Annotated in this window: 17 protein-coding genes and 1 pseudogene; 8 read left to right on the top strand and 10 right to left on the bottom strand. The window is 64.3% G+C overall.

Annotated elements, in window-relative coordinates; all coding sequences use genetic code 11:
• Positions 1-401 precede the first annotated feature (401 nt).
• The 6 genes from MKP05_RS02860 to MKP05_RS02835 all read right to left on the bottom strand — a co-directional run bounded on the left by MKP05_RS02860 (position 402) and on the right by MKP05_RS02835 (position 8,859).
• Entirely contained in the window at positions 402-2,177 is a 1,776-nt protein-coding gene (locus MKP05_RS02860; RefSeq protein ID WP_240566926.1) for an ATP-dependent nuclease, read from the bottom strand.
• A 286-nt stretch (positions 2,178-2,463) separates the two neighbouring features.
• Positions 2,464-4,041: a glutamine-hydrolyzing GMP synthase gene (gene guaA / locus MKP05_RS02855; protein WP_240566925.1), complete on the bottom strand. Its 1,578-nt coding sequence runs from the start codon at positions 4,039-4,041 to the stop codon at positions 2,464-2,466.
• Positions 4,042-4,136: 95 nt separating this feature from the next.
• Complete coding sequence (gene guaB / locus MKP05_RS02850; protein ID WP_240566924.1) at positions 4,137-5,606, bottom strand: IMP dehydrogenase; 1,470 nt, start codon at positions 5,604-5,606, stop codon at positions 4,137-4,139.
• A 117-nt stretch (positions 5,607-5,723) separates the two neighbouring features.
• On the bottom strand, positions 5,724-6,797 hold the full coding sequence (locus tag MKP05_RS02845) for an ABC transporter substrate-binding protein (RefSeq protein ID WP_240566923.1): 1,074 nt from the start codon (positions 6,795-6,797) through the stop codon (positions 5,724-5,726).
• On the bottom strand, positions 6,794-8,194 hold the full coding sequence (locus MKP05_RS02840) for a sensor histidine kinase (protein ID WP_240566922.1): 1,401 nt from the start codon (positions 8,192-8,194) through the stop codon (positions 6,794-6,796). Before MKP05_RS02840 ends, MKP05_RS02845 begins: the two co-directional genes overlap by 4 nt.
• Positions 8,191-8,859 (bottom strand): response regulator, encoded by a 669-nt coding sequence (locus tag MKP05_RS02835; RefSeq protein WP_240566921.1) that lies wholly within the window; start codon positions 8,857-8,859, stop codon positions 8,191-8,193. The genes MKP05_RS02840 and MKP05_RS02835 overlap by 4 nt, the downstream gene beginning before the upstream one ends.
• A 150-nt stretch (positions 8,860-9,009) precedes the next feature.
• Here MKP05_RS02835 and MKP05_RS02830 point away from each other — a divergent pair, with 150 nt between their 5' ends.
• From MKP05_RS02830 to MKP05_RS02815, 4 genes are all read left to right on the top strand, one after another.
• On the top strand, positions 9,010-9,990 hold the full coding sequence (locus tag MKP05_RS02830; RefSeq protein ID WP_240566920.1) for a Bug family tripartite tricarboxylate transporter substrate binding protein: 981 nt from the start codon (positions 9,010-9,012) through the stop codon (positions 9,988-9,990).
• On the top strand, positions 9,987-10,436 hold the full coding sequence (locus tag MKP05_RS02825; RefSeq protein ID WP_240566919.1) for a tripartite tricarboxylate transporter TctB family protein: 450 nt from the start codon (positions 9,987-9,989) through the stop codon (positions 10,434-10,436). Before MKP05_RS02830 ends, MKP05_RS02825 begins: the two co-directional genes overlap by 4 nt.
• 12 nt (positions 10,437-10,448) lie before the next feature.
• Entirely contained in the window at positions 10,449-11,969 is a 1,521-nt protein-coding gene (locus MKP05_RS02820) for a tripartite tricarboxylate transporter permease (protein WP_240566918.1), read from the top strand.
• Between the two features lie 82 nt (positions 11,970-12,051).
• On the top strand, positions 12,052-13,131 hold the full coding sequence (locus MKP05_RS02815) for an AbrB family transcriptional regulator (RefSeq protein WP_240566917.1): 1,080 nt from the start codon (positions 12,052-12,054) through the stop codon (positions 13,129-13,131).
• Positions 13,132-13,181: 50 nt separating this feature from the next.
• Here the strand turns inward: MKP05_RS02815 and MKP05_RS02810 are convergent.
• A pseudogene (locus tag MKP05_RS02810) lies at positions 13,182-13,394 on the bottom strand (IMP dehydrogenase); the annotation flags it as partial.
• A gap of 213 nt (positions 13,395-13,607) precedes the next feature.
• Between MKP05_RS02810 and MKP05_RS02805 the strand changes: the two are divergent.
• The 4 genes from MKP05_RS02805 (at position 13,608) to MKP05_RS02790 (ending at position 16,341) form a co-directional block, all read left to right on the top strand.
• Entirely contained in the window at positions 13,608-13,805 is a 198-nt protein-coding gene (locus tag MKP05_RS02805) for a CsbD family protein (protein ID WP_110283060.1), read from the top strand.
• A 41-nt stretch (positions 13,806-13,846) separates the two neighbouring features.
• Positions 13,847-14,440: a PRC-barrel domain-containing protein gene (locus tag MKP05_RS02800; RefSeq protein ID WP_240566916.1), complete on the top strand. Its 594-nt coding sequence runs from the start codon at positions 13,847-13,849 to the stop codon at positions 14,438-14,440.
• Positions 14,441-14,564: 124 nt separating this feature from the next.
• Positions 14,565-15,908, top strand: coding sequence for an exodeoxyribonuclease VII large subunit (gene xseA / locus MKP05_RS02795; protein WP_240566915.1), 1,344 nt, complete (start codon positions 14,565-14,567; stop codon positions 15,906-15,908).
• A gap of 169 nt (positions 15,909-16,077) precedes the next feature.
• Positions 16,078-16,341, top strand: a complete 264-nt coding sequence (locus MKP05_RS02790; protein ID WP_240566914.1) for a type II toxin-antitoxin system Y4mF family antitoxin — start codon at positions 16,078-16,080, stop codon at positions 16,339-16,341.
• A 73-nt stretch (positions 16,342-16,414) separates the two neighbouring features.
• Here the strand turns inward: MKP05_RS02790 and glrR are convergent, their stop codons facing one another.
• The 3 genes from glrR to MKP05_RS02775 form a co-directional block, all read right to left on the bottom strand.
• Complete coding sequence (glrR, locus tag MKP05_RS02785; protein ID WP_240566913.1) at positions 16,415-17,788, bottom strand: two-component system response regulator GlrR; 1,374 nt, start codon at positions 17,786-17,788, stop codon at positions 16,415-16,417.
• Between the two features lie 62 nt (positions 17,789-17,850).
• Positions 17,851-18,390 (bottom strand): hypothetical protein, encoded by a 540-nt coding sequence (locus tag MKP05_RS02780; RefSeq protein ID WP_110283056.1) that lies wholly within the window; start codon positions 18,388-18,390, stop codon positions 17,851-17,853.
• Between the two features lie 2 nt (positions 18,391-18,392).
• Positions 18,393-19,889: an ATP-binding protein gene (locus MKP05_RS02775; protein WP_110283055.1), complete on the bottom strand. Its 1,497-nt coding sequence runs from the start codon at positions 19,887-19,889 to the stop codon at positions 18,393-18,395.
• Between the last annotated feature and the right edge of the window lie 273 nt (positions 19,890-20,162).

The raw sequence follows: 20,162 nt of genomic DNA, 5'->3' as shown, positions 1-20,162 counted from the left end.
GTGACATCCGGAAACTCAGCCTGCCAGAGGTAGTACACCTGAATCCCGAGAGGGACCCGGTGCCACAGGCAGCAGGGTTTTAAAGAGCCAGAACTATTTCATATGCCAACTATGTTGACAGGCTCCGTGGACGACTACCTAGTCACCCACAACACGAAACGGCCGCATCAGGCCGCAACATGAAGGGGGCAACGCCCTATGCCATCTTCTAGAAAGGGCTCCCCAAAGCGACGACGAAGGAACCCAGAAAAACGGCAGAAAATACTGCTTAACTATAGGGAACCCATGGGGGCATGTGACAGGTGAATACCGTCACTGTACAGACAAGCCCCGATTATTCCGAAACCTCACACGACATTTACATCTGTCTCTCATTTAACAAACAGCACCAAGACCAGCACTTACACTAGCCTTTCCTTCAAGGAGACAAAAAGAGGCCTGAATATTTCCAAAATTTCTTCCTCTTTTTTTGACTTTTCAACTATCCATTCGGCAAATTTTATTTTATAGTCCTTATGAGGCGTTCTTAGATAAGTATGATCTTCTGAAGGCGCATACTTAACAGCTGCATGTCTTGATTTATCACAATCGAGCAATTCTTTATGTGGCATGCATTCAAAATATAACGCTCCCTCATCAACTGCTTCTTTGTGTAAATCAGTTGAGAAACTATTCTCCAAAGTAAAAGGCCATGACACTTCAGGAATTTCGAGATCCTTCATAAAAAATGTGAATTCGTCACTGAATGGCAACCTACACCAACAGCTGCCATTGCCATTGTGATCAACCCAGACTCCACCACCTTTAAACCTCTTTCCGGAAAAATTGGACAAATCTCTCCCCTCTTTATCGTTATCTACCAAGACAAATATCAAAGCCTCCGAATTCAAAGATCTGAGCACAGCCCCATTCTGTGAGAGCCCTTTCATTTTTGTAGTACCACTACACGGAACTATTCTTATTTCGATACCATTACCAAACAGCTCCCACGCTCGCTCAAATATTATTTTATCCGATTCTCCCTCAACAAAAAGAATAGGCTTTGAATTTTCTTCAATCTCTTCCTTAAGCGATTGAGTGGCTTTCTCTAGCTCATTTAACTTTTTCGCCTGCACTCGCAAATAACTACTTACTGCAGGAAGTAACGGGGTTTCCTCCATTAAGTCAGCAGGCTCTTTGCCTAGTTTTATTTCTTCCGCTATACTTGTTTCTTTTTTTCTATCATCCTGAATCTTTTTAGATACAAAATAACGCTTTACAGACTCCTCTTCGAGTGAGAAAAAAGCAGGGCTATGACTTGTTAGAAAAATCTGCTTATTCCAACTTTTTGAGAAATCAAGAAAAGCTTTCGCCTCTTCACACGCACTGGCAAGTTCTAATGAATTTTCAGGCTCCTCGAATCCCCACACATGGTAGTCTCTTTTACTTTTATCCGACAAAAAACTTAATATTACAGGTATGTGCCTAGCCTGCACTCCATCTCCCTTCTGCAAAGTAAGCGAATACGGATCCTCGTGTTGATTTTTTGTTTCAAAATCGAGCGAGCGAAACAAGTCAGTGAGATCCTCAGGAGGTGCAATTACACTTTTAATATTTAAACCATGCAGTAAGCGCCGGCTAATTTCGTCTGTTTTATCTTGCAGCTCTTTAGTAAACCCACTCAGAGATTCATAAAATGTCTCATCGGCAGACAAAACATCATAGACCTGCCCCAACAAGCTCTCAAAAATACCTCTATCTTTTACTGCAGGGATGTAATGGAACTGGACCTTATTCAAAAACCTTGTCAAGAACTGCTGATTTTTCTTCTCAATAGAAGAATCAACAATATACTGATTACCTCTTGAAACGCTCCATGTTTTCTTTACCCAAAAAGTCTCACCAAGTGATTTCTCCCAGCTAGACGGAGTATCAAAAACCACCTTTATATATACAAACTTCCTAGTGTCTGCTCTTTCACTACATTCATGCATTCTACCATGGTTAAAATCCAAGAAAAAATCAAAATACCTTTCAGGATTTGTGCAATCATTAAAAAAAAGATTCAAAGCTCTCAAGAAGTTACTTTTCCCAGCATCATTTCTACCAAAAATTATTGTCATATCGGCTAGGTTTTGAAGGCTTTCCTTATAAATCGAACGGAAATAACCCACTTCTACAGTCTTGATCAATCTCATCAAATATCCTTGTTAAAATATAACCAAGATTTTCCACGAACAGCTCAGCAGAAAAATAATCAATATTAGTCTTTCACTCTCATACGCTACCGCCCGGGGATGACATCCTTTCCCTGCGACCGTCCTTGCCTGCGTTGTGCTACCTGTTCTCTCGGCGGTCGTCTCGGCAACCTTAACCTGAGTTAACTAGACCCTGTAACGGTTTGCAAAGAAAAAGGGCCTACCCTTTGGTAGACCCTTGATCCCGGTCACCCTAGCCGCGTCAGGCGTTCTGCCTAAACGTGCCTCACTCCCACTCGATCGTCGCGGGCGGCTTGCTGCTGACGTCGTAGGTGACGCGGGAGACGCCGGGCAGCTCGTTGATGATGCGGTTGGAGACCTTCTCCAGTAGCTCGTAGGGCAGGTGGGCCCAGCGGGCGGTCATGAAGTCGATGGTCTCCACGGCGCGCAGGGCGATGACCCACTCGTAGCGGCGGCCGTCGCCGACCACGCCGACGGACTTCACCGGCAGGAAGACGGCGAAGGCCTGGCTGGTCTTGTGGTACCAGTCGGCCTTGTGCAGCTCCTCGATGAAGATGGCGTCGGCCTCGCGCAGGATGTCGGCGTACTCCTTCTTCACCTCGCCGAGGATGCGCACGCCGAGGCCCGGCCCCGGGAAGGGGTGGCGGTAGACCATGTCGTAGGGCAGGCCGAGCTCGAGGCCGAGCTTGCGCACCTCGTCCTTGAACAGCTCGCGCAGCGGTTCGACCAGCTTGAGCTTCATGGTGTCGGGCAGGCCGCCGACGTTGTGGTGCGACTTGATCACGTGGGCCTTGCCGGTCTTGCTGGCGGCGGATTCGATCACGTCCGGGTAGATGGTGCCCTGGGCCAGGAAGTCGACGCCCTCGATCTTGCTGGCCTCGTCGTCGAACACCTCGATGAAGGTGTTGCCGATGATCTTGCGCTTGGCCTCGGGGTCGGCCTCGCCCTCGAGCTTGCCGAGGAACAGCGCCTCGGCGTCCACGCGGATCACCTTGACGCCCATGTGCTGGGCGAAGGTCTCCATCACCTGGTCGCCCTCGGCCTTACGCAGCAGGCCGTTGTCGACGAACACGCAGGTGAGCTGGTCGCCGATCGCCTTGTGCAGCAGCGCGGCCACCACCGAGGAGTCGACGCCGCCGGAGAGGCCGAGCAGCACGTGGCGGTCGCCGACCTGATCGCGCACCCGGGCGACCTGGTCCTCGATGATCTGGGCCGGGGTCCAGAGGCGCTCGGCGCCGCAGATCTCCAGCACGAAGTGCTCGAGGATGCGCTGGCCCTGCAGGGTGTGGGTCACCTCGGGGTGGAATTGCACGCCGTAGAAGCGCTTCTCCTCCCAGGCCATGGCGGCGATGGGGCAGCTCGGGGTCGAGGCGGTGACGGTGAAGGTATCGGGCACCCGGGCGACCTTGTCGCCGTGGCTCATCCACACGTCGAGCAGGCCGCGGCCGGTCTCGCGGTCGACGTGGTCCTTGATGTCCTTGAACAGCGCGGTCTCCTCGTCGACGCGCACCTGGGCGTAGCCGAACTCGCGCTTGTGGGAGCCTTCCACGGCGCCGCCGAGCTGCTCGGCCATGGTCTGCATGCCGTAGCAGATGCCCAGTACCGGCAGGCCCATCTCGAACACGCACTGCGGGGCGCGCGGTGAGTCGAGCTCGATGACCGACTCCGGGCCGCCGGCGAGGATGATGCCGCTGGGGTTGTACTCGCGGATCTCGGCCTCGGTGATGTCGAAGGCGCGGATCTCGGAGAAGACGCCGATCTCGCGCACGCGGCGGGCGATCAGTTGGGTGTACTGGGAGCCGAAGTCGAGGATCAGGATCTTGTGGGCGTGAATATCGGTCATCTGGCCTTTCCCGTGAGAGGTAGACGGCCCGGAAACAGGAAAGCTGGAAGCGGCGCGGCCACTTCCAGCTTCAAGCTTCCGGCTTCAAGCTTGGGTTAACCCGCGCGGTAGTTCGGGGCTTCCTTGGTGATCTGCACGTCGTGCACGTGGGACTCGGCGAAGCCGGCGCCGGTGATCTGCACGAACTCCGGCTTGGTGCGCATCTCCTGGATGTCGGTGCAGCCGGTGTAGCCCATGGAAGCGCGCAGGCCGCCCATCAGCTGGTGGACGATGGCGCTCATCACGCCCTTGTAGGGCACGCGGCCTTCGATGCCTTCCGGCACCAGCTTCTCGGCGCCTTCGCTCTTGTCCTGGAAGTAGCGGTCGGCGCTGCCCTGGCTCTGGGCCATGGCGCCCATGGAGCCCATGCCGCGGTAGGCCTTGTAGGTGCGGCCCTGGAACAGCTCGACCTCGCCCGGGGCCTCCTCGGTGCCGGCCAGCAGGCCGCCGACCATCACGCAGCTGGCCCCGGCGGCGATCGCCTTGGCCAGGTCGCCGGAGAAGCGCACGCCGCCGTCGGCGATCAGCGGGATGTCGTAGGGCGCCAGCGCCGCGGCGACGTTGGAGACCGCGGTGATCTGCGGCACACCGACGCCGGCCACCACGCGGGTGGTGCAGATAGAGCCGGGACCGATGCCGACCTTGACGCCGTCGGCGCCGGCCTCGGCCAGGGCCTTGGCCGCTTCGCCGGTGGCGATATTGCCGCCGATCACCTGGATCTGCGGGAAGTGCTCCTTCGCCCAGCGCACCCGGTCGACCACGCCCTTGGAGTGGCCATGGGCGGTATCGATGATGATCGCGTCGACGCCGGCCTCGGCCAGGGCGGCGATGCGGTCGGGCGTCTCGGGGCCGGTGCCCACGGCGGCGCCGGCCAGCAGGCGGCCGTCGGCGTCCTTGGCGGCGTAGGGGAAGGTGCGCGCCTTCTCGATGTCCTTGAAGGTGACCAGGCCGCGCAGGTGGAACTGGTCATTGACCACCAGCATCTTCTCGACGCGGTGCTCCTGCATCTTGCCCTTGATCACGTCGAGCGGGGTGCCCTCGGTCACGGTGACCAGGTGCTCGCGGGGAGTCATGATGTCGTAGACGCTGTCGCCGTGGTTGGGCTGGAAGCGCATGTCACGCTGGGTGACGATGCCGACCAGGGTCTCGCCCTCGACCACCGGGAAGCCGCTGAAGCCGTGCTCGGAGGCCATGGCCAGCAGGTCCTCGAGCTTGGCCTTGGGCCCCACGGTGACCGGGTCCTTGACGATCACGCTCTCGTGCTTCTTGACCTTGCGCACCTCCGCGGCCTGCTGGGCGATGCTCATGTTCTTGTGGATGATGCCGATGCCGCCTTCCTGGGCCATGGCGATGGCCAGGCGGGCTTCGGTCACGGTATCCATGGCGGCCGAGACGAGCGGGATGTTCAGGTAGAGGTTGCGGGTCAGGCGGGTCCGCAGGCTGACGTCCTTGGGCAGGACCTCGGAGTAGCCGGGTACGAGTAAGACGTCATCGAACGTAAGAGCTTCTTGGGCCATACGTAACATAATCGGCAACACCCATTTTGAGCAGATGGGAAGACGGGGGCGTGGAGAAGTTAATCAGCCATTATAACGGCTAGGGGACCGGGGCGGCAATGTGGTGTCGTGGCCTTCGGGATCCCCTCATCTACCCTGCAGGGCCTGCCCCCCTGCCTCGGCGGCCGCGCGCTGCGAACGTCGCGCGAATTCGCGCTGCCAGCGCGCCATGAAGGCGTCGCGGCGCTGGGGATCGACGAAGGCCAGCAGCGAGGCATTGAGCGGAATGGGGTAGAGACGGTCGCCGACCTGATCGCGCAGGCGCTGGGCGGTGTAGGGGCCGACCACGTCGGGACGCACGCTGAACAGCGGCGTCTGGCCGGCGAGCACCCGCTGGCCGTCGCGGCTGAGCAGGAAATCGAGGAAGGCCTCAGCGGCCCGCGGCTGCGGCGCGTCGCGATGGATAAAGGCCATGCGCATCATCACCAGCGAATAGTCCTGGGGCACCTGGACGACGACCTCGGGATGCTCCTGGGCCCACACCATGGCGTAGGAGCCCAGCAGGTTGTAACCCAGCCAGTAGCGCCCCGCGCTGATCCCCTCGAGCATGGCCCGGGTGTTGGCTTCCAGCACGGTCTCGGCGTCGCCCATGGCGGCGACCAGGTCCCAGAAACGGGTGGTGTAGCGGGCATCCTGCTGGAACAGGGTATACCCCACGCCGCTGCGCGAGGGGGAATAGGTCGTCACCCGGCCCCGCAGCAGCTCCAACTGCTCGGTCAACAGGGTATGCAGGTCGGCATGGGTGGCCGGCGGCATCATATGGCGCGACAGGTCGAGGCGGTAAGCCATGACGATCGGCTCGAAGGTGAAGCCGAACACCTCGTCACGCCACTTGGCCCACTCCGGCCAGCCCCGCGCTGCGGCGGAATTCAGTCGCCGCGCATAGCCTTCGTTGACGCGCGCCATCTGCCACGGCATGGCCGAGCTGATCACCACGTCCGGTGCCGGCTCGGCCTGGGCGACGCGCTCGTCGACCTCCAGGGTGGAGCGATCACGGAAGTCCAGGGCGATGTCGGGATGCGCTTGCTCGAAAGCTTCCAGCAGCGGCGCGACCACCTCGCGGTCCAGCGCCGCCTCGACCACCAGTGGCGTCGCCGCCCCGCCCGCAGCCGGTGCCAGCAGCAGGCCGACCAACAGCACGATACGGCAGTGCGCGATCATGGCGTCTCCTCCGGTGACAGGGGGAAGCGCAGGCCGACCCGGAGCCCGTGCGGCTCGCGAGCGGCCAGGCTCAGGCGGGCGCCATGGCGCCGGGCGATGGAGTCGACGATCGCCAGGCCCAGGCCGGAGCCGCGGGTGTCCTGGCGCCCGCCGCGCTCGAAGGGTTGGTGCAGGCGCTCTCGGACCTCCGGGGCCACGCCGGGCCCGTCGTCCTCGATGAACAGCTCCACCTCGCCGGCCTGGCGCACCAGGCCCAGGGTGATCATGCTGCCCGGCGGCGTGTAGCGCAGCGCATTGTCGATCAGGTTGCCGAGCAGCTCGCGCAGCGCCCAGGGCTCGCCGTGGATGAACAACGACGTGCCGGGCAGTTCGGCCAGCCCCAAGTCGTGATCCCCGGCGACATCGCGCTCGGCCCAGTCGAGCACGGTCTCGCGCAGCAGCGCCGCCAGGTCGAGGCGGCGCATCTCGCTGCCATCGGCGACATGGCGCAGGCGCGCCAGGCTCAACAGCTGGTTCGCCAGGCGGCTGGTGCGTTCGGCCCCACCGTGGACCGCCGCCAGCGCCCGGCGCCATTCGTCGGGCCGGGGGCTCTTCAGCGCCAGTTCACTGGTGCTCTGCAGCCCGGCCAGCGGCGTCTTGAGCTGATGGCTGGCATCGGCGGTGAAGCGCAACAGCGCATCGCGGCTCTCGCGCTGGCGGGCGAACAGGGTATCGAGGGTCTCGGCCAGCTCGCGCATCTCCTCCGGCACCCGGGCGTCGAACGGGCGCATGTCGTCGGCCTCGCGCTGGCGCAGCAGCTGGCGCAGCCGGCGCATGGGCGTCAGCGCCACGCGCATCGCCAGCAGCATCAACAGCCCGGCCAGCAGCACCATGACCAGGAAACGGGTCACCGCGCGCTCGAACAGCTCGCCGGCCAGCGCCTCGCGCCCGGCCAGGGTGTGACCGACCCAGATCTGCACCGGGTCCTGGGTTTCCCAGCCGGCCGAATCGAATTCCCGCCCATGCAGGCGCCAGCCGGCACCGGGGGTGTCGGCATTCGTCCACACCGGCTGCTCGGCCACCTGCTCGCGCCCGTCGGCCGGGATGGGGAAATCCAGGTTGGTCGAGACCCGCTGTCCGTCGGCATCGAGCACCGCGTAGAAGACGCGTTCCTGATGGCGGGTGGCGAGGATCTGCAACGCCGCGGCGGGAATCTCCACCACCGGCCGGCCCTCCTGCCATTGCACCGCCTCGGCGATGGTCAGCGCCGCGGCCTCGAGCTGGCTGTCGTAGGCGCGCTCGGCGGCACGCTGGGAGCTGACATAGGCCTCGATCAACAGCAGCGCCCCGAGTGCGCTCACGGTGACCAGCAACCATGCCGCCAGGCGCGATTTCAGGGTGCCGTCGACCTCGATCACCGCGGCTCTTCCTCGAGACGATAGCCCAGGCCGCGGAAGGTGCGGATGCGCAGCCCACTGCCCTGCAGGCGCTTGCGCAGCCGGCTGACGTAGACCTCGAGGGCATTGGTACCCACCTCGTCGAAGCCGAACAGCCGGCGCTCCAGGGCCTCGCGCGGGGCGATGCTGCCGGCATGCAGCAGCAGGCCCTCGACCAGCAGCAGTTCGCGGCGCGGCAGCTCCAGCGGCGCCTCGTCGAGGCTGGCGCTGCCGGTCTCGGGGTCGAAGGCCAGCGGCCCGTGGCGCAGGCGGTTGTCGCTGCGCTGCTGGCTGCGCCGCAGCAGGGCGCGCACCCGGGCCTCGAGCTCGGCGATCGAGAACGGCTTGGCCAGGTAGTCGTCAGCGCCCAGGTCGAGGCCGGAGACCCGGTCGTCGATGGCGTCCCGGGCGGTGAGGATCAGCACCGGAGTGGTGTCGCCGCGGTCGCGCAGCGACGCCAGCAGGTCGAGGCCGTTGCCGTCGGGCAGGCCAAGGTCGAGCAGCACCAGGTCGAAGCGGTCGTGGCGCAGCGCGGCCCGGCCCTCACCGTGGGTGGTAAACACCTCGACCGTATTGCCCAGAGGGGACAACGCCTGCTCCAGGGAGCGGGCGATCAGCGGATCGTCCTCGATGACAAGCAGGCGCATGCGACCAATGTCTCACAGTGTCGGGGATGAGATGACAGGTTGATGAAAGGTCGCGCGCCTAGCATCGCCCTGGTCATCACCGCGATGGCGGGCGAGACAGTTCCTCGCCTTTCGCACTCGCATCTCACAACAAGAGAACAGGAGTTCGTCATGAAGATCAATATGGCCATCCGTCACGCCTCCGGTATCGCCCTGCTGGGTGGCACCCTGCTCGCCGGCCACGCCCAGGCTGCCGGCGACACCGAGTGCATCGCCCCCGCCAAGCCCGGTGGCGGCTACGACCTGACCTGTCGTCTGGCGGCCAACGGCCTGCAGGAGACCGGGCTGATCGACAGGCCGATGGTCGTCAGCTATATGCCGGGCGGTATCGGCGCCGTGGCCTACAACCACGTCAACGGCGTGCGCACCGACGATCCCAACCTGATCGTCGCCGCCAGCACCGGCGCCGCCGTCAACCTGGCACTCGGCAAGTTCGGTCAGTACGACGGCGACGAGGTGCGCTGGCTGGGCGCCCTGGGCGTCGACTATGGGGCCATCGTCGTCAGCGCTGACGCACCCTGGCAGTCGTTGGACGAGTTGATGGCTGACCTCCAGGAAACCCCGGGCGAAATCGCCTTCGGCGCGGGCGGCACCGTAGGTAGCCAGGATTGGATGAAGGTGGCATTGACCGCCAAAACCGTGGACATCAACCCGCGCGACCTGCGCTATGTTGCCTTCGAAGGCGGCGGCGAGGCCCTGGCGGCGCTGCTCGGCGATCATATTCAGGTCTTCACCGGCGATCTCTCCGAGCTCAGATCACAGCTCGAGGGTGGAGACATCCGCGTTTTGGCAGCGCTCTCGGAGGAGCGGATGGGTGGGCCATATGCCGACATACCCACTGCAGCCGAACAAGGCTACGACGTCCAGTGGCCGATCTGGCGTGGCTATTTCATGGGGCCTGAGGTCAGTGATGAGGCCTACGCGACATGGGTCGAGCGCCTGAAGACCCTTTCGGAAGATCCTGGTTTTGCCGAAATCCGTGAGGCGCGTGGCCTTTTCCCGATGTCACGCTTTGGTGACAGCTTCGACACCTACGTGCAGGAGCAAATCACTGGCTTCAAGACACTGGCCGAAGAAGTAGGTCTGAAATGAAAATCGCTGCCGACCGACTGTTGGGGTTCGCGCTGATCGGTCTGGCGGCGTTCGTTGCCGTCCAGGCCATCAACCTGGAAGTCCCTTTCAACTATGAGCCCGTGGGACCACGGGCCTTTCCCCTTGGGCTGGCCATCCTGCTCGCTGCACTATCGCTGGCACTAGTGTTCAAACCTGGCCCCGACGGCCACTGGCCACACGGAGCGCTGGCTCTCAAGTTGTTGCTGGTACTGGGCTTGCTGCTGGTTTACACCATGTTATTCACCCGCCTGGGCTTTATACCCACGACGTTTATGGTAGTAGCAGCCTTGGCATGGTTGTTCGATGCCACTTGGGGCAAGGCGCTGATCGCCGGGGCACTGATGGCGGTAGGCAGTTTCTTTCTGTTTACCGAGGTGCTGGGCATCGCGCTTCCCACCGGGTACTGGCTAAACGCCATCATTTAAAGGAACGCCAAGATGTTTGATTTCCTGATCCAGGGCTTTGGCGTCGCGCTGAGTCCACTGAACCTGGGGCTGGCCTTCCTCGGTGCGCTGCTCGGTACGCTTTTCGGAGCGCTGCCGGGCATCGGGCCGATCAACGGTATCGCCATCCTGATGCCACTCGCCTATACCCTGGGCCTTCCGGCCGAATCAGCCCTCATCTTGCTCGCCGGTATTTACACCGGCGCGGAGTACGGCGGGCGCATGTCGAGCATCCTGCTCAACGTGCCCGGCGATGCCGGGGCGGTGATGACCACCCTCGACGGTTATCCACTGGCCAAGAAGGGCCTGGCTGGCCCGGCGCTGGGGCTGTCGGCGGTCAGTTCGTTCGTCGGCGCCACCATCGCCATCATCGGTCTGACGCTATTCGCACCGATGCTCGCTAAAGTGGCAGTAATGTTCGGCCCCGCTGAGTTCTTTGCACTGATGGTCTTCGCCTTCTCATCGATGGCGGTCATGATGGGCAAGGATCCGATCAAGACCGGTATCGGTGCGGTGCTGGGTGTACTGATCGCCATGGTAGGCGTCGACTCCGGTACAGGCGTATTGCGCTATACCTTCGGCATGGCCGAACTCTATGACGGCATCGACTTCGTGGTAATGATCATCGGGTTGTTCGCCATCAGCGAGATTCTGCTGATGTTAGAACACGCTAATCGTCCGGATAGCGAAAACGAGGAGATCCCGCCGTTGGGCCGCGTCTTCGTCACGCTAAAGGAGGTGCTCTACTGCAAGGGCGCAATGTTACGCTCAGGTCTGATCGGCTTTATCATCGGTGTGCTACCCGGTACCGGCGCCTCCGTGGCCGGCGCGGTGTCCTACACTACCGAGAAGCGCCTCTCCGACAAGGACGGCACCTTCGGCCATGGCGACATGCGTGGCCTGGCCGCCCCGGAGTCAGCCAATAATGCCGCAGCGGCGGGCTCCTTCGTCCCCATGCTGACACTGGGCATTCCTGGCTCCGGCACCACTGCCGTTCTGCTTGGCGCCCTGATGCTCTACAACATCACCCCTGGGCCAATGATGTTTACCGAGCGGCCCGAGGTCGCTGGCGGCCTGATTGCGTCCCTGTACATTGGCAACATTGTGCTGTTGGCGCTGAATCTGCCATTAGCCGGGGTCTTCGCCAAAGTGCTGACCGTACCGCGCTGGGTCCTAGTGCCAGCAATAGCCATTCTCGCCTTCGTCGGCGTCTATCAGCTGCATTCCGATCTCATGGCCATTTACCTGATGCTGATCATCGGTGTGTTCGGCTACCTGCTTCGCAAGCTGGGCTTTTCCCTGGCACCGGTGATCCTCGGCTATGTGCTCGGTGGCCTGATGGAGCAGAACCTTCGTCGTGCCTTATCGATCAGCGGGGGGGACGTCGACATCCTCTGGCAATCCGGTATCTCTCTGGGCCTGTGGATCGCCGCGGCGGCGCTGCTGGTGCTGCCCTGGCTGGTGCCGAAGCTGCTGGCCGGCAACTCACCCCGTGAGGACGTTGAGGACGGCTGAGGCAACCCACTGCCGTACACTACTTGCCCGTCGTGATATCACGACGGGCACGTCATCATGTTTCACCGGAGACGACAGTGTTGTGAAGAGCAGTATTGGAGCGCGGTTGGGGACCGCCGGAAGGTTTCTCCCCACTCTGGCCCTGGGGCTCACCGGAGGGGGCCTCGCCTACGCCCTGCACATTCCCCTGCCCTGGCTGCTCGGCGCCATGTTCGCTACCACCCTGGCGAGCCTTTCCGGCGCCCGGCTGCGCTCGCCGGGACGAGGGCGCAAGGGCGTGCTGGTGGTGATCGGGGTGATGCTGGGCGCGGCCTTCACCCCCGAGATGTCCGGCGACCTGCGCCTCTGGACCATGAGTCTGGCCGTCATGCTGCTGGCCACGGCAGTGATGATGGTCTTCTCGGTGTGGTTCTCGTGCCGGGTAGCCGGCCATTCCCTGGATACCGCCCTCTATGCCGGCGTACCCGGGGGCGTGTCGGCGGTCACCGGCATGGCGCTGGACTCGGGCGCCGATCTGCGGGTGGTGGGCATGACCCATGCCGTGCGTATCCTGGTGCTGCTGGTCGCCATTCCTCCGGTGCTGAAGGGCATCGGCCATGTCAGCCTGCAGCCCACCGGCATGGACCTGGCCCAGTGGCTGTGGCTGCCCGGCCCGGCGGACACCGCCTGGCTGGCCGGCGCCGGCGTGCTGGGCGCCTGGCTGGGGCACCGCCTGCACCTGCCCAACGCCCTGCTGTTCGGCCCGGCGCTGGTCTCGGCGGGGCTGCACCTGACGGGGCTGACCCATGCCGCCATCCCGCCGACGCTGATCGCCCTGGCCCAGGTGATCATCGGCGTCTCGGTGGGGGTGCGCTTCACGGGCACCTCGCTGGCCAAGGTGGGCCATACCCTGGTGATGGCCGGACTGCAGGCGCTGGGCCTGCTGGCCATCGCCATCCTCGCCGCCTGGGCCATCCACGCCGCGACGGGGGTGTCGCTGCCCGCGGCGCTGCTCGCCTACATGCCGGGTGGGGCGCCCGAGCTGAGCCTGGTCGCGCTGTCGCTGGGCATCGACCCGGCCTTCGTCACCTCGCACCACCTGCTGCGCATCACGGTGCTGATCCTGCTGATGCCCGTGCTGCTGAACCTCTGCCGACGCTGGAGCGCCTTGGGAAAACACTGATAAAGTTGCCTGCTACAGCCGCTCCAACCTTAGCTGTCGCGACATCCATGGATACCCACGAAATGGGCCATGGCGATGGCCAGGCGGGCTTCGGTCACGGTATCCATGGTGGCCGAGATGAGCGGGATGTTCAGGTAGAGGTTGCGGGTCAGGCGGGTCCAAAGGCTGACGTCCTTGGGCAGGACCTCGGAGTAGCCGGGTACGAGTAATACGTCATCGAACGTAGTACTTGGGCCATACGTAACATAATCCGCAACACCCAGTGCGCTGGCGGGGGGAGTGAAGTTAATCAACCTTCATAACGGCCAAGGGTGGGTCACGTCACGGGGGGAAAGGCAACGGAAGCGTAGCCCGCCTACGAGCCGGCCCATTAGAAAAGCTGGTATTACCATCAGGTTCGCCGCAGTGAACTAAAATGGATAGGCTCGACCAAGGCTTCCCTCAAGCAACGTGCCGCTCAGGAAAGGGGTGTCGACATGAACTGGGACCAGATCGAAGGCAAGTGGAAGGAGCTGAAGGGCAAGGCTCGCTCGAGCTGGGGCGAGCTCACCGATGACGAGCTGGATCAGCTCCAAGGCAAGCGCGACCAGCTGGTCGGCAAGTTGCAGCAGAAATACGGCCTGGCCCGAGAAGAGGCCGAGAAGCAGGCCGATGAATGGGCCAGGAAACTCTAACCCGAGTTGTGACTCGATCGACGAGCCACAGGAGGACTGCCATGCACAAGCACGTCCTGACCGTTGCGATTGCGGCCCTGGCTGGAAGCCTCGCCCTCGTTGCCCAGGCTGTCGAGGAGCCCGGTGCCCCCCAGGGCCTCTACGCAGCCGATGACATTCTGGGCTCCGATGTCTTTCTGGCCGACGACCCCGAGGAAGACGTCGGTAGCGTGGAGAACCTGTTGCTCGATGACGACATGCGCGTCACCGCCATCGTGGTCAAAAGTGGTACGGTCCTGGGCCTGGGCGGACGCGAGGTGGTCGTCGAAGCCGAACAGTTCCGGCTCGAAAGCGAGCTGGACGAGGCTGGCGCTACCACGCACCGCATCCTGGTGGAAGCCGCCGCCGAGGAGATGGAAGCGTTTCCGGAGTACGACCGTGACTGGTGGGAACAGGCCAGGGAACAAGCTCGCGAGACCTGGGAGAAGACCCGCGAGGGTGCCGCAAGCGCCTGGCATAGCACGCGCGAGGCCCTGACCCCCGACGAAGAGCCCACGCCCGAGCCTCCCGACGAGGCTGAAGTCCCCGAAGAAGCTGAAGTCCCCGAGGAGGCTGAAGCGCCCGAAGAGGCTGAAGCCCCCGAAGACCAAGGCTGATCTCCGCTGACGGGCCATCGCCCCACCGCCATGACATGACGCCGAGCCGGCCAGGCTCGGCGTCATGGGTGGGTAGCCGCCATGATAGAGTGGCGGCTCGCCCCCGTCAGGATGAGAGAGTGCCATGTCCCGCCCCGATGCCCCCGCCCTTTCCGTCAGCGAGGTGAACCGTCGCGCCCGGCAGACGCTGGAGCGCGACTTCGGCGAGCTGTGGGTCGAAGGCGAGCTCTCGGGGGTGTCGCGGCCGAACTCGGGGCATCTCTACTTCACCCTCAAGGACGACCGGGCCCAGCTGCGCTGCGCGCTGTTCCGCAACCGCGCGCGCTTCATCGCCGCGCCGATGCGCGACGGCGACCGAGTCAAGGTGCGCGGGCGGCTGTCGATCTTCGAGCCGCGGGGCGACTACCAGTTGATCGTCGAGGCAGTGCAGGCGGCCGGCGTCGGCGAGCTGCTGGCGGCCTTCGAGCGGTTGAAGACCCGGCTCGCCGCCGAGGGGGTGTTCGCCAACGCCCGCCCCCTGCCCTACCCGCCGCGCCACCTGCTGGTGCTCACCTCGCCCACCGGCGCGGCGATCCGCGACGTGCTGGCGGTGCTGGCGGCGCGCTGGCCGCAGGTCGCGGTGACGCTGATCCCGGTGCCGGTGCAGGGCCGCGAGGCGGCCCCGGCGCTGATCTCGGCGCTGGGCCTGCTCAACCGCCAGGCGGCGCTGGACCCGGCCCGCGACGCCATCCTGATCACCCGCGGCGGCGGCAGCCTGGAGGACCTGTGGGCCTTCAACGACGAGCACCTGGCCCGGGCGATCTTCCACTCGCGGCTGCCGGTGATGTCGGCGGTGGGCCACGAGGTGGACGTGACGCTCGCCGACTTCGCCGCCGACGTGCGCGCCCCCACCCCGTCCGCCGCGGCCGAGCAGCTGGTGCCCGACCGGCGCGAACTGGCCGCCCGCCTGGTCACCCTGGGCAACCGGTTACGGCGCGCCCAGCTCGGCCGGCTGGAGCGCGAGGCCCAGCGCCTCGACCACCTGCGCGCCCGGCTGCGCCACCCCCGCGAGGCGCTGGCGCGCCAGCGCACGACCCTGGCCCAGCTCGAGGCCCGGATGGTGCGCGCCATCCAGGGGCGGCTGGCGACCGAGCGCCGCCGCGAGGCGCACCTGGCCCAGCGGCTGGCCGCCCATCCGCCGGGGCGCCAGCTGGAAGAGGCGAGACAGCGGCTGGCCCGCGCCCGCGGCCGGCTGATCCCGGCCATGCAGCGCGAGCTCGCCCGCCGGCGCGAGCGGCTCGGCGGCCTGGCCCGCGAGCTGCAGGCGGTGAGCCCGCTGGCGGTGCTGGGGCGTGGCTATGCGATCCTGGAGGACCACCGGGGGCAGGTGATCCGTCGGGCGACGGACACCGAACCCGGCCAGGCCCTCACCGCCCGCCTGGGCGAGGGGCGCCTGACGCTGGAGGTGAAGCGGCGGCTGATGAAGTGACGCTCCCCTCGCCCACGGCCAGGAAAGGTTGCGCGAATTACCGATCGGTCATTCGAGGTAATGGTCAGCGCTCGTAGCGGCATGGAATTACCGCTCGGGAATTCACTCGATGCAGGTCGGCGGATTCGGCCCTATACTTACCGAACGGTAATTCAAGGCAGGGCATCTCATGGCCGACATCGACTCGCTCAAGCCTCGCCTGGTGGCCGAACGGATTCGCCACAGCGAGGACCTCGGCAAGCTGGTTCGCCGGGTTCGCACCGAACAGGAGCTGTTGCAGACTGACCTAGCGGGGCTTGCCGGCACCGGGAACCGCTTCATCGTCGACCTGGAGCGAGGCAAGCCCACCCTGCAGCTGCAGAAGGTCCTGGATGTGCTGGACCTGATGGGCCTCGAGGTCGTCATCCAGCGCAAGGGCACCATCAGGATCTGACCCCCAGCGCTGACAACCCACTGCCAGACTGCCCTCAACGAGCTGATTTCTCAGCAGGATTTCCGAGAATGCCTCACTCCTCGCTGTGGCGAGCGGCCGGCTTGAAGGTGCCGGGCTCGAGGTCATGGCGGGCCAGCAGCTTGTAGAAGTCGGTGCGGTTGCGCCCGGCGATGCGTGCCGCCTGGGTGACGTTGCCCTCGGTGATCTTCAGTACCTTGATCAGGTAGCTGCGCTCGAAGCCGGCGCGGGCGTCGTTGAAGGTCGGCAGGGCGTTGTCCTCGGCGGCCAGGGCCTGGGCCACCAGCGCCTCGGGGATCATCGCCGAGCTGGTCAGGGCCACGCACTGCTCGACCACGTTGACCAGCTGGCGCACGTTGCCGGGCCAGCCGCTGGAGGCAAGCAGGTTGAGCGCCTCCGGCGAGAAGCCCTTGACGAAGGGCTTGTGGCGCTCGGCGGCCTGGGTCACCAGGTGTTTGGCCAGCAGCGGCACGTCCTCGGCCCGCTCCTTGAGCGCCGGCAGCTTGAGGTTGACCACGTTGAGGCGGTAGTAGAGGTCCTCGCGGAACTCGCCCTCGTGCATGGCGCGGTCGAGGTCGCGGTGGGTGGCCGAGATGATGCGCACGTCGATGGGGGTCGAGGCGGTCGAGCCCAGCGGGCGAATCTGGCGCTCCTGCAGGGCGCGCAGCAGCTTGACCTGCAGCGTCAGCGGCATGTCGCCGATCTCGTCGAGGAACAGGGTGCCGCCATCGGCGGCCTGGAACAGGCCCTGATGCTGGCTGACCGCGCCGGTGAAGGCGCCCTTGGCGTGGCCGAAGAGCTCGCTCTCGAGCAGTTGCTCCGGCAGCGCCCCGCAGTTGATCGCCACGAACGGCTTGCCGGCCCGCGAGCTGGCCTTGTGGATGGCATTGGCCAGCAGTTCCTTGCCCGAGCCGGAGGCGCCGGTGATCAGCACGCTGACGTCGGAGGCCGCCACCATGCGCGCCTGCTCGAGGATGCGCTCCATGTCGGGGCTGCGGGTGATGATCGCCGAACGCCACGACTCGTCGCCCTCGGCGGTGGGGCCGCTGGTCTGGGCCAGCGCTTCCTCGATGGCGGCGAACAGCTCGTCGCGGTCGACCGGCTTGGTGAGGAAACTGAACACCCCCTGGCGGGTGGCGCTGACGGCGTCGGGAATCGAGCCATGGGCGGTGAGCAGGATCACCGGCAGCCCCGGGGCCTGGCGCTGGACCTCCTGGAACAGCGCCAGGCCGTCCATCTCGTCCATGCGCAGGTCGGTGAGCACCAGCTCGGGACGGTCGGTCTCCAGCACCTTGAGTGCCTGCCGGCCGCTCTCGGCGGTGGTCACCCGGTAGCCGCGGCTCTCCAGGCGCATGCCCAGCAGCTTTAGCAGACTGACGTCGTCGTCGACCAGCAGGATATGGGCACTGGGCTCGCGAGCGCCGGACATCCGCGCGCCAGGCCCTCGGCTAGCTTGCATTCGTGTAGCGTGCTTCACGTTTCATCTCCCTGTCAGTCGTTCTGCTGTCGCAGGTTGATGTTCTGTTCGATGGCGGTGAGCGCCTCCAGCTTCTCGGCCAGGGCGGCGTTCTCCGCTTCCATTGCGGCAAGCTCCTCCTGGGAACTCGCCAGGCGACCGGCCATGGCACGGCGCCCCTCCACCTCGTTGAGCCAGTAGCGCAGCAGCGGCTGCAGCGCCGCGGGCGCGGTATGCAGGTCGGCCTTGAAGAGCTCGGATGCGCGATCCCACTGGTTCTCGTTGCCCCAGGCCAGGAGCACGGCCCGGGCCAGCCTGCGCTCCTTGGCCTCGCCCGCCAGGCGAGAGAGCATGACGTCGCGCCAATTGCGCTCGCCGCGCTGGGAGGCCAGCCCGAAGGCGACCCAGTCGGGCAGCAGGCAGGCCTCGTCGTCGAAATCGGGAATCACGGCATGACAGCCCTTGGCCGCCGGCTGGGCCACCTTCGGTGCCATCGAGCGCGGCTGCTCGGGCAGCAATTCGCAACCGGCCAACCAGGTCACCGCCAGGCAGGCCAGCAGAGGGCGAAATTTCATCGTCATCGGTTCCTTGCGTGGGCGCTTGCTTCTCCGACGAGCGCCGGATGATCGGGGGCGATCTGCTCCGTCGCATGGGCACGCGGCAAGGTCAGACGGAAACAGACCGCATAGTACGGGTCGTTCACCAGTTCCAGGCTGCCCTGCTGCAGCCGGGCACAATCGGCGGCTACCGAGAGGCCGATGCCGGAGCCCTTGAGCGGCCCCTTGCGGCGGGCGCGGCCCTGATAGAAGGCCTCGAACAGCCGCGGGCGGTCCTCGTCGGCGATCGGCTCGCCGCTGTTGGCCACCTCGATCACCAGGCGGTCGTGGCCGCGGCGGGCGCGGATCTCCAGTTCGCCGGCATCCTCGCCATAGGCGATGGCGTTGGAGATCAGGTTGTCGAGGATGCGGGTGGTGGCGGTGCGGTCGGCGAGCCATTCCAGCGGACCGTCGAAGCAGTCGACCCGCATGCCCTTGTTGTCCAGTGCCAGGCGGTGCTTGGCCAGCACCTCCTTGACCACGGTGGCAACATCGAGCCGCTCGGCCTGCACCTGGCGGTTGTGCTGCAGCAGGTTGTAGTCGAGCAGCTGCTCGATCAGCCGCTGCAGCTCGCCGCCGCTGGCGTCGATCAGCTCGAGAATCTCGCGCTGGTGCGGCGACAGCTCGCCGACCACCCCGTCGGCGAGCAGCGCCGAGCCTTCGCGCACACTGGCCAGGGGGGTCTTGAGTTCGTGGGACATGTGGCGCAGGAACTGCTGTTTCTCGGCCTCGAGCTCCTCGAGGCGCGACGAGAGCCAGTCGAGTCGCTCGTCGAGCTGCACCAGCTCGGCCGGCCCCTGGATGGGCCGCACCACATGCGCCTGGCGGCCGCTGCCGATGCCCAGCACGCGCCGCTCGAGCTGGCGCACCGGGCGGATGATCAGCCAGGTGAACAGCAGCATCAGCACCAGGCTGGCCGAGACCAGCGCGGCGGTCTGCAGCCACAGCCGAGTCTGCACGGCCTCGGCACGTTCGCGAATCACCTCGATGCGGGAGTCGATCTGGCGGTTGGTGGCACGCCGCATTGCGTCGGTATGCTGGGCGAAGGGCAGGAAGTCGGTGAGCCGCTCCTCGAACTCCTCCATGGGCAGCTCGGGCAGCCGGGCGAGCTCCTCCAGTTGCTCCTGCAGCGCCGCCACGTCCGGGTCATCGGGCAGCAGCTGGCGCTGCTGGGCGAGCAGTTCGCGGTACTCCTCGATGCGCTCGGCGTAGATCTCCATCAGGCTCTCCTCTTCGACCACCGCGTACTGGCGAGCGCCGCGCTCCATCTCCAGGGCCAGGGCGCTGAGCGAGCGCGCCCGCCGGGTCTCTTCCACCGCCTGACGGGCGCTGACATCGGCCAGCCGCGACAGCTCCGACAGGGCCTGACCGGCCTGGAGCATCAGCACGGCCAGGGGGAGCATGACGACGAGAAAAGCCAGCAGAACGAGCTGCAGCAATGAGCGAGGGCGCCAACGACGCGAGACTCGGGTGGTCATGACCAGAGCTCTTTGCAGAATAATGAGAGGCATTGCCATCGTTTACGCTCAAAGAATACCAGAGTTCTGCTGGACAGCCTTCCGCTGCCTGCCATGCACCCAAAAAGGAGGGTAAAAAAAGGGCCGGCAGAGCCGGCCCAAGTACGCAGGGAACTGAAAGGGTCTGGGAAACACACCGCTCGACTGCCTGGTCAGATCGATCGGCCCGCTTTCCATGGGCCATAGGCCCCGAAGCCATGTGAAGATCGTTAGTTACCAGGGCCCATCTTCACA

It is taken from the genome of Halomonas flagellata, from assembly GCF_022487945.1.
Classification (GTDB): Bacteria; Pseudomonadota; Gammaproteobacteria; order Pseudomonadales; family Halomonadaceae; genus Halomonas; species Halomonas flagellata.
Note: the sequence above shows the minus strand (reverse complement) of the source record. Positions and strands in the feature narration are given on the sequence as shown.

What these genes read in the sequence shown, in the direction of transcription:
- MKP05_RS02820 (WP_240566918.1), top strand. Translation starts at nt 10,449, where the DNA reads ATGTTTGATTTCCTGATCCAGGGCTTTGGCGTCGCGCTGAGTCCACTG.
- MKP05_RS02800 (WP_240566916.1), top strand. Translation starts at nt 13,847, where the DNA reads ATGCACAAGCACGTCCTGACCGTTGCGATTGCGGCCCTGGCTGGAAGC.
- guaB (WP_240566924.1), bottom strand. Translation starts at nt 5,606, where the DNA reads ATGTTACGTATGGCCCAAGAAGCTCTTACGTTCGATGACGTCTTACTC.
- MKP05_RS02775 (WP_110283055.1), bottom strand. Translation starts at nt 19,889, where the DNA reads ATGACCACCCGAGTCTCGCGTCGTTGGCGCCCTCGCTCATTGCTGCAG.
- MKP05_RS02825 (WP_240566919.1), top strand. Translation starts at nt 9,987, where the DNA reads ATGAAAATCGCTGCCGACCGACTGTTGGGGTTCGCGCTGATCGGTCTG.
- xseA (WP_240566915.1), top strand. Translation starts at nt 14,565, where the DNA reads ATGTCCCGCCCCGATGCCCCCGCCCTTTCCGTCAGCGAGGTGAACCGT.
- MKP05_RS02830 (WP_240566920.1), top strand. Translation starts at nt 9,010, where the DNA reads ATGAAGATCAATATGGCCATCCGTCACGCCTCCGGTATCGCCCTGCTG.
- MKP05_RS02805 (WP_110283060.1), top strand. Translation starts at nt 13,608, where the DNA reads ATGAACTGGGACCAGATCGAAGGCAAGTGGAAGGAGCTGAAGGGCAAG.
- MKP05_RS02860 (WP_240566926.1), bottom strand. Translation starts at nt 2,177, where the DNA reads ATGAGATTGATCAAGACTGTAGAAGTGGGTTATTTCCGTTCGATTTAT.
- guaA (WP_240566925.1), bottom strand. Translation starts at nt 4,041, where the DNA reads ATGACCGATATTCACGCCCACAAGATCCTGATCCTCGACTTCGGCTCC.
- MKP05_RS02845 (WP_240566923.1), bottom strand. Translation starts at nt 6,797, where the DNA reads ATGATCGCGCACTGCCGTATCGTGCTGTTGGTCGGCCTGCTGCTGGCA.
- glrR (WP_240566913.1), bottom strand. Translation starts at nt 17,788, where the DNA reads ATGTCCGGCGCTCGCGAGCCCAGTGCCCATATCCTGCTGGTCGACGAC.
- MKP05_RS02835 (WP_240566921.1), bottom strand. Translation starts at nt 8,859, where the DNA reads ATGCGCCTGCTTGTCATCGAGGACGATCCGCTGATCGCCCGCTCCCTG.
- MKP05_RS02780 (WP_110283056.1), bottom strand. Translation starts at nt 18,390, where the DNA reads ATGAAATTTCGCCCTCTGCTGGCCTGCCTGGCGGTGACCTGGTTGGCC.
- MKP05_RS02790 (WP_240566914.1), top strand. Translation starts at nt 16,078, where the DNA reads ATGGCCGACATCGACTCGCTCAAGCCTCGCCTGGTGGCCGAACGGATT.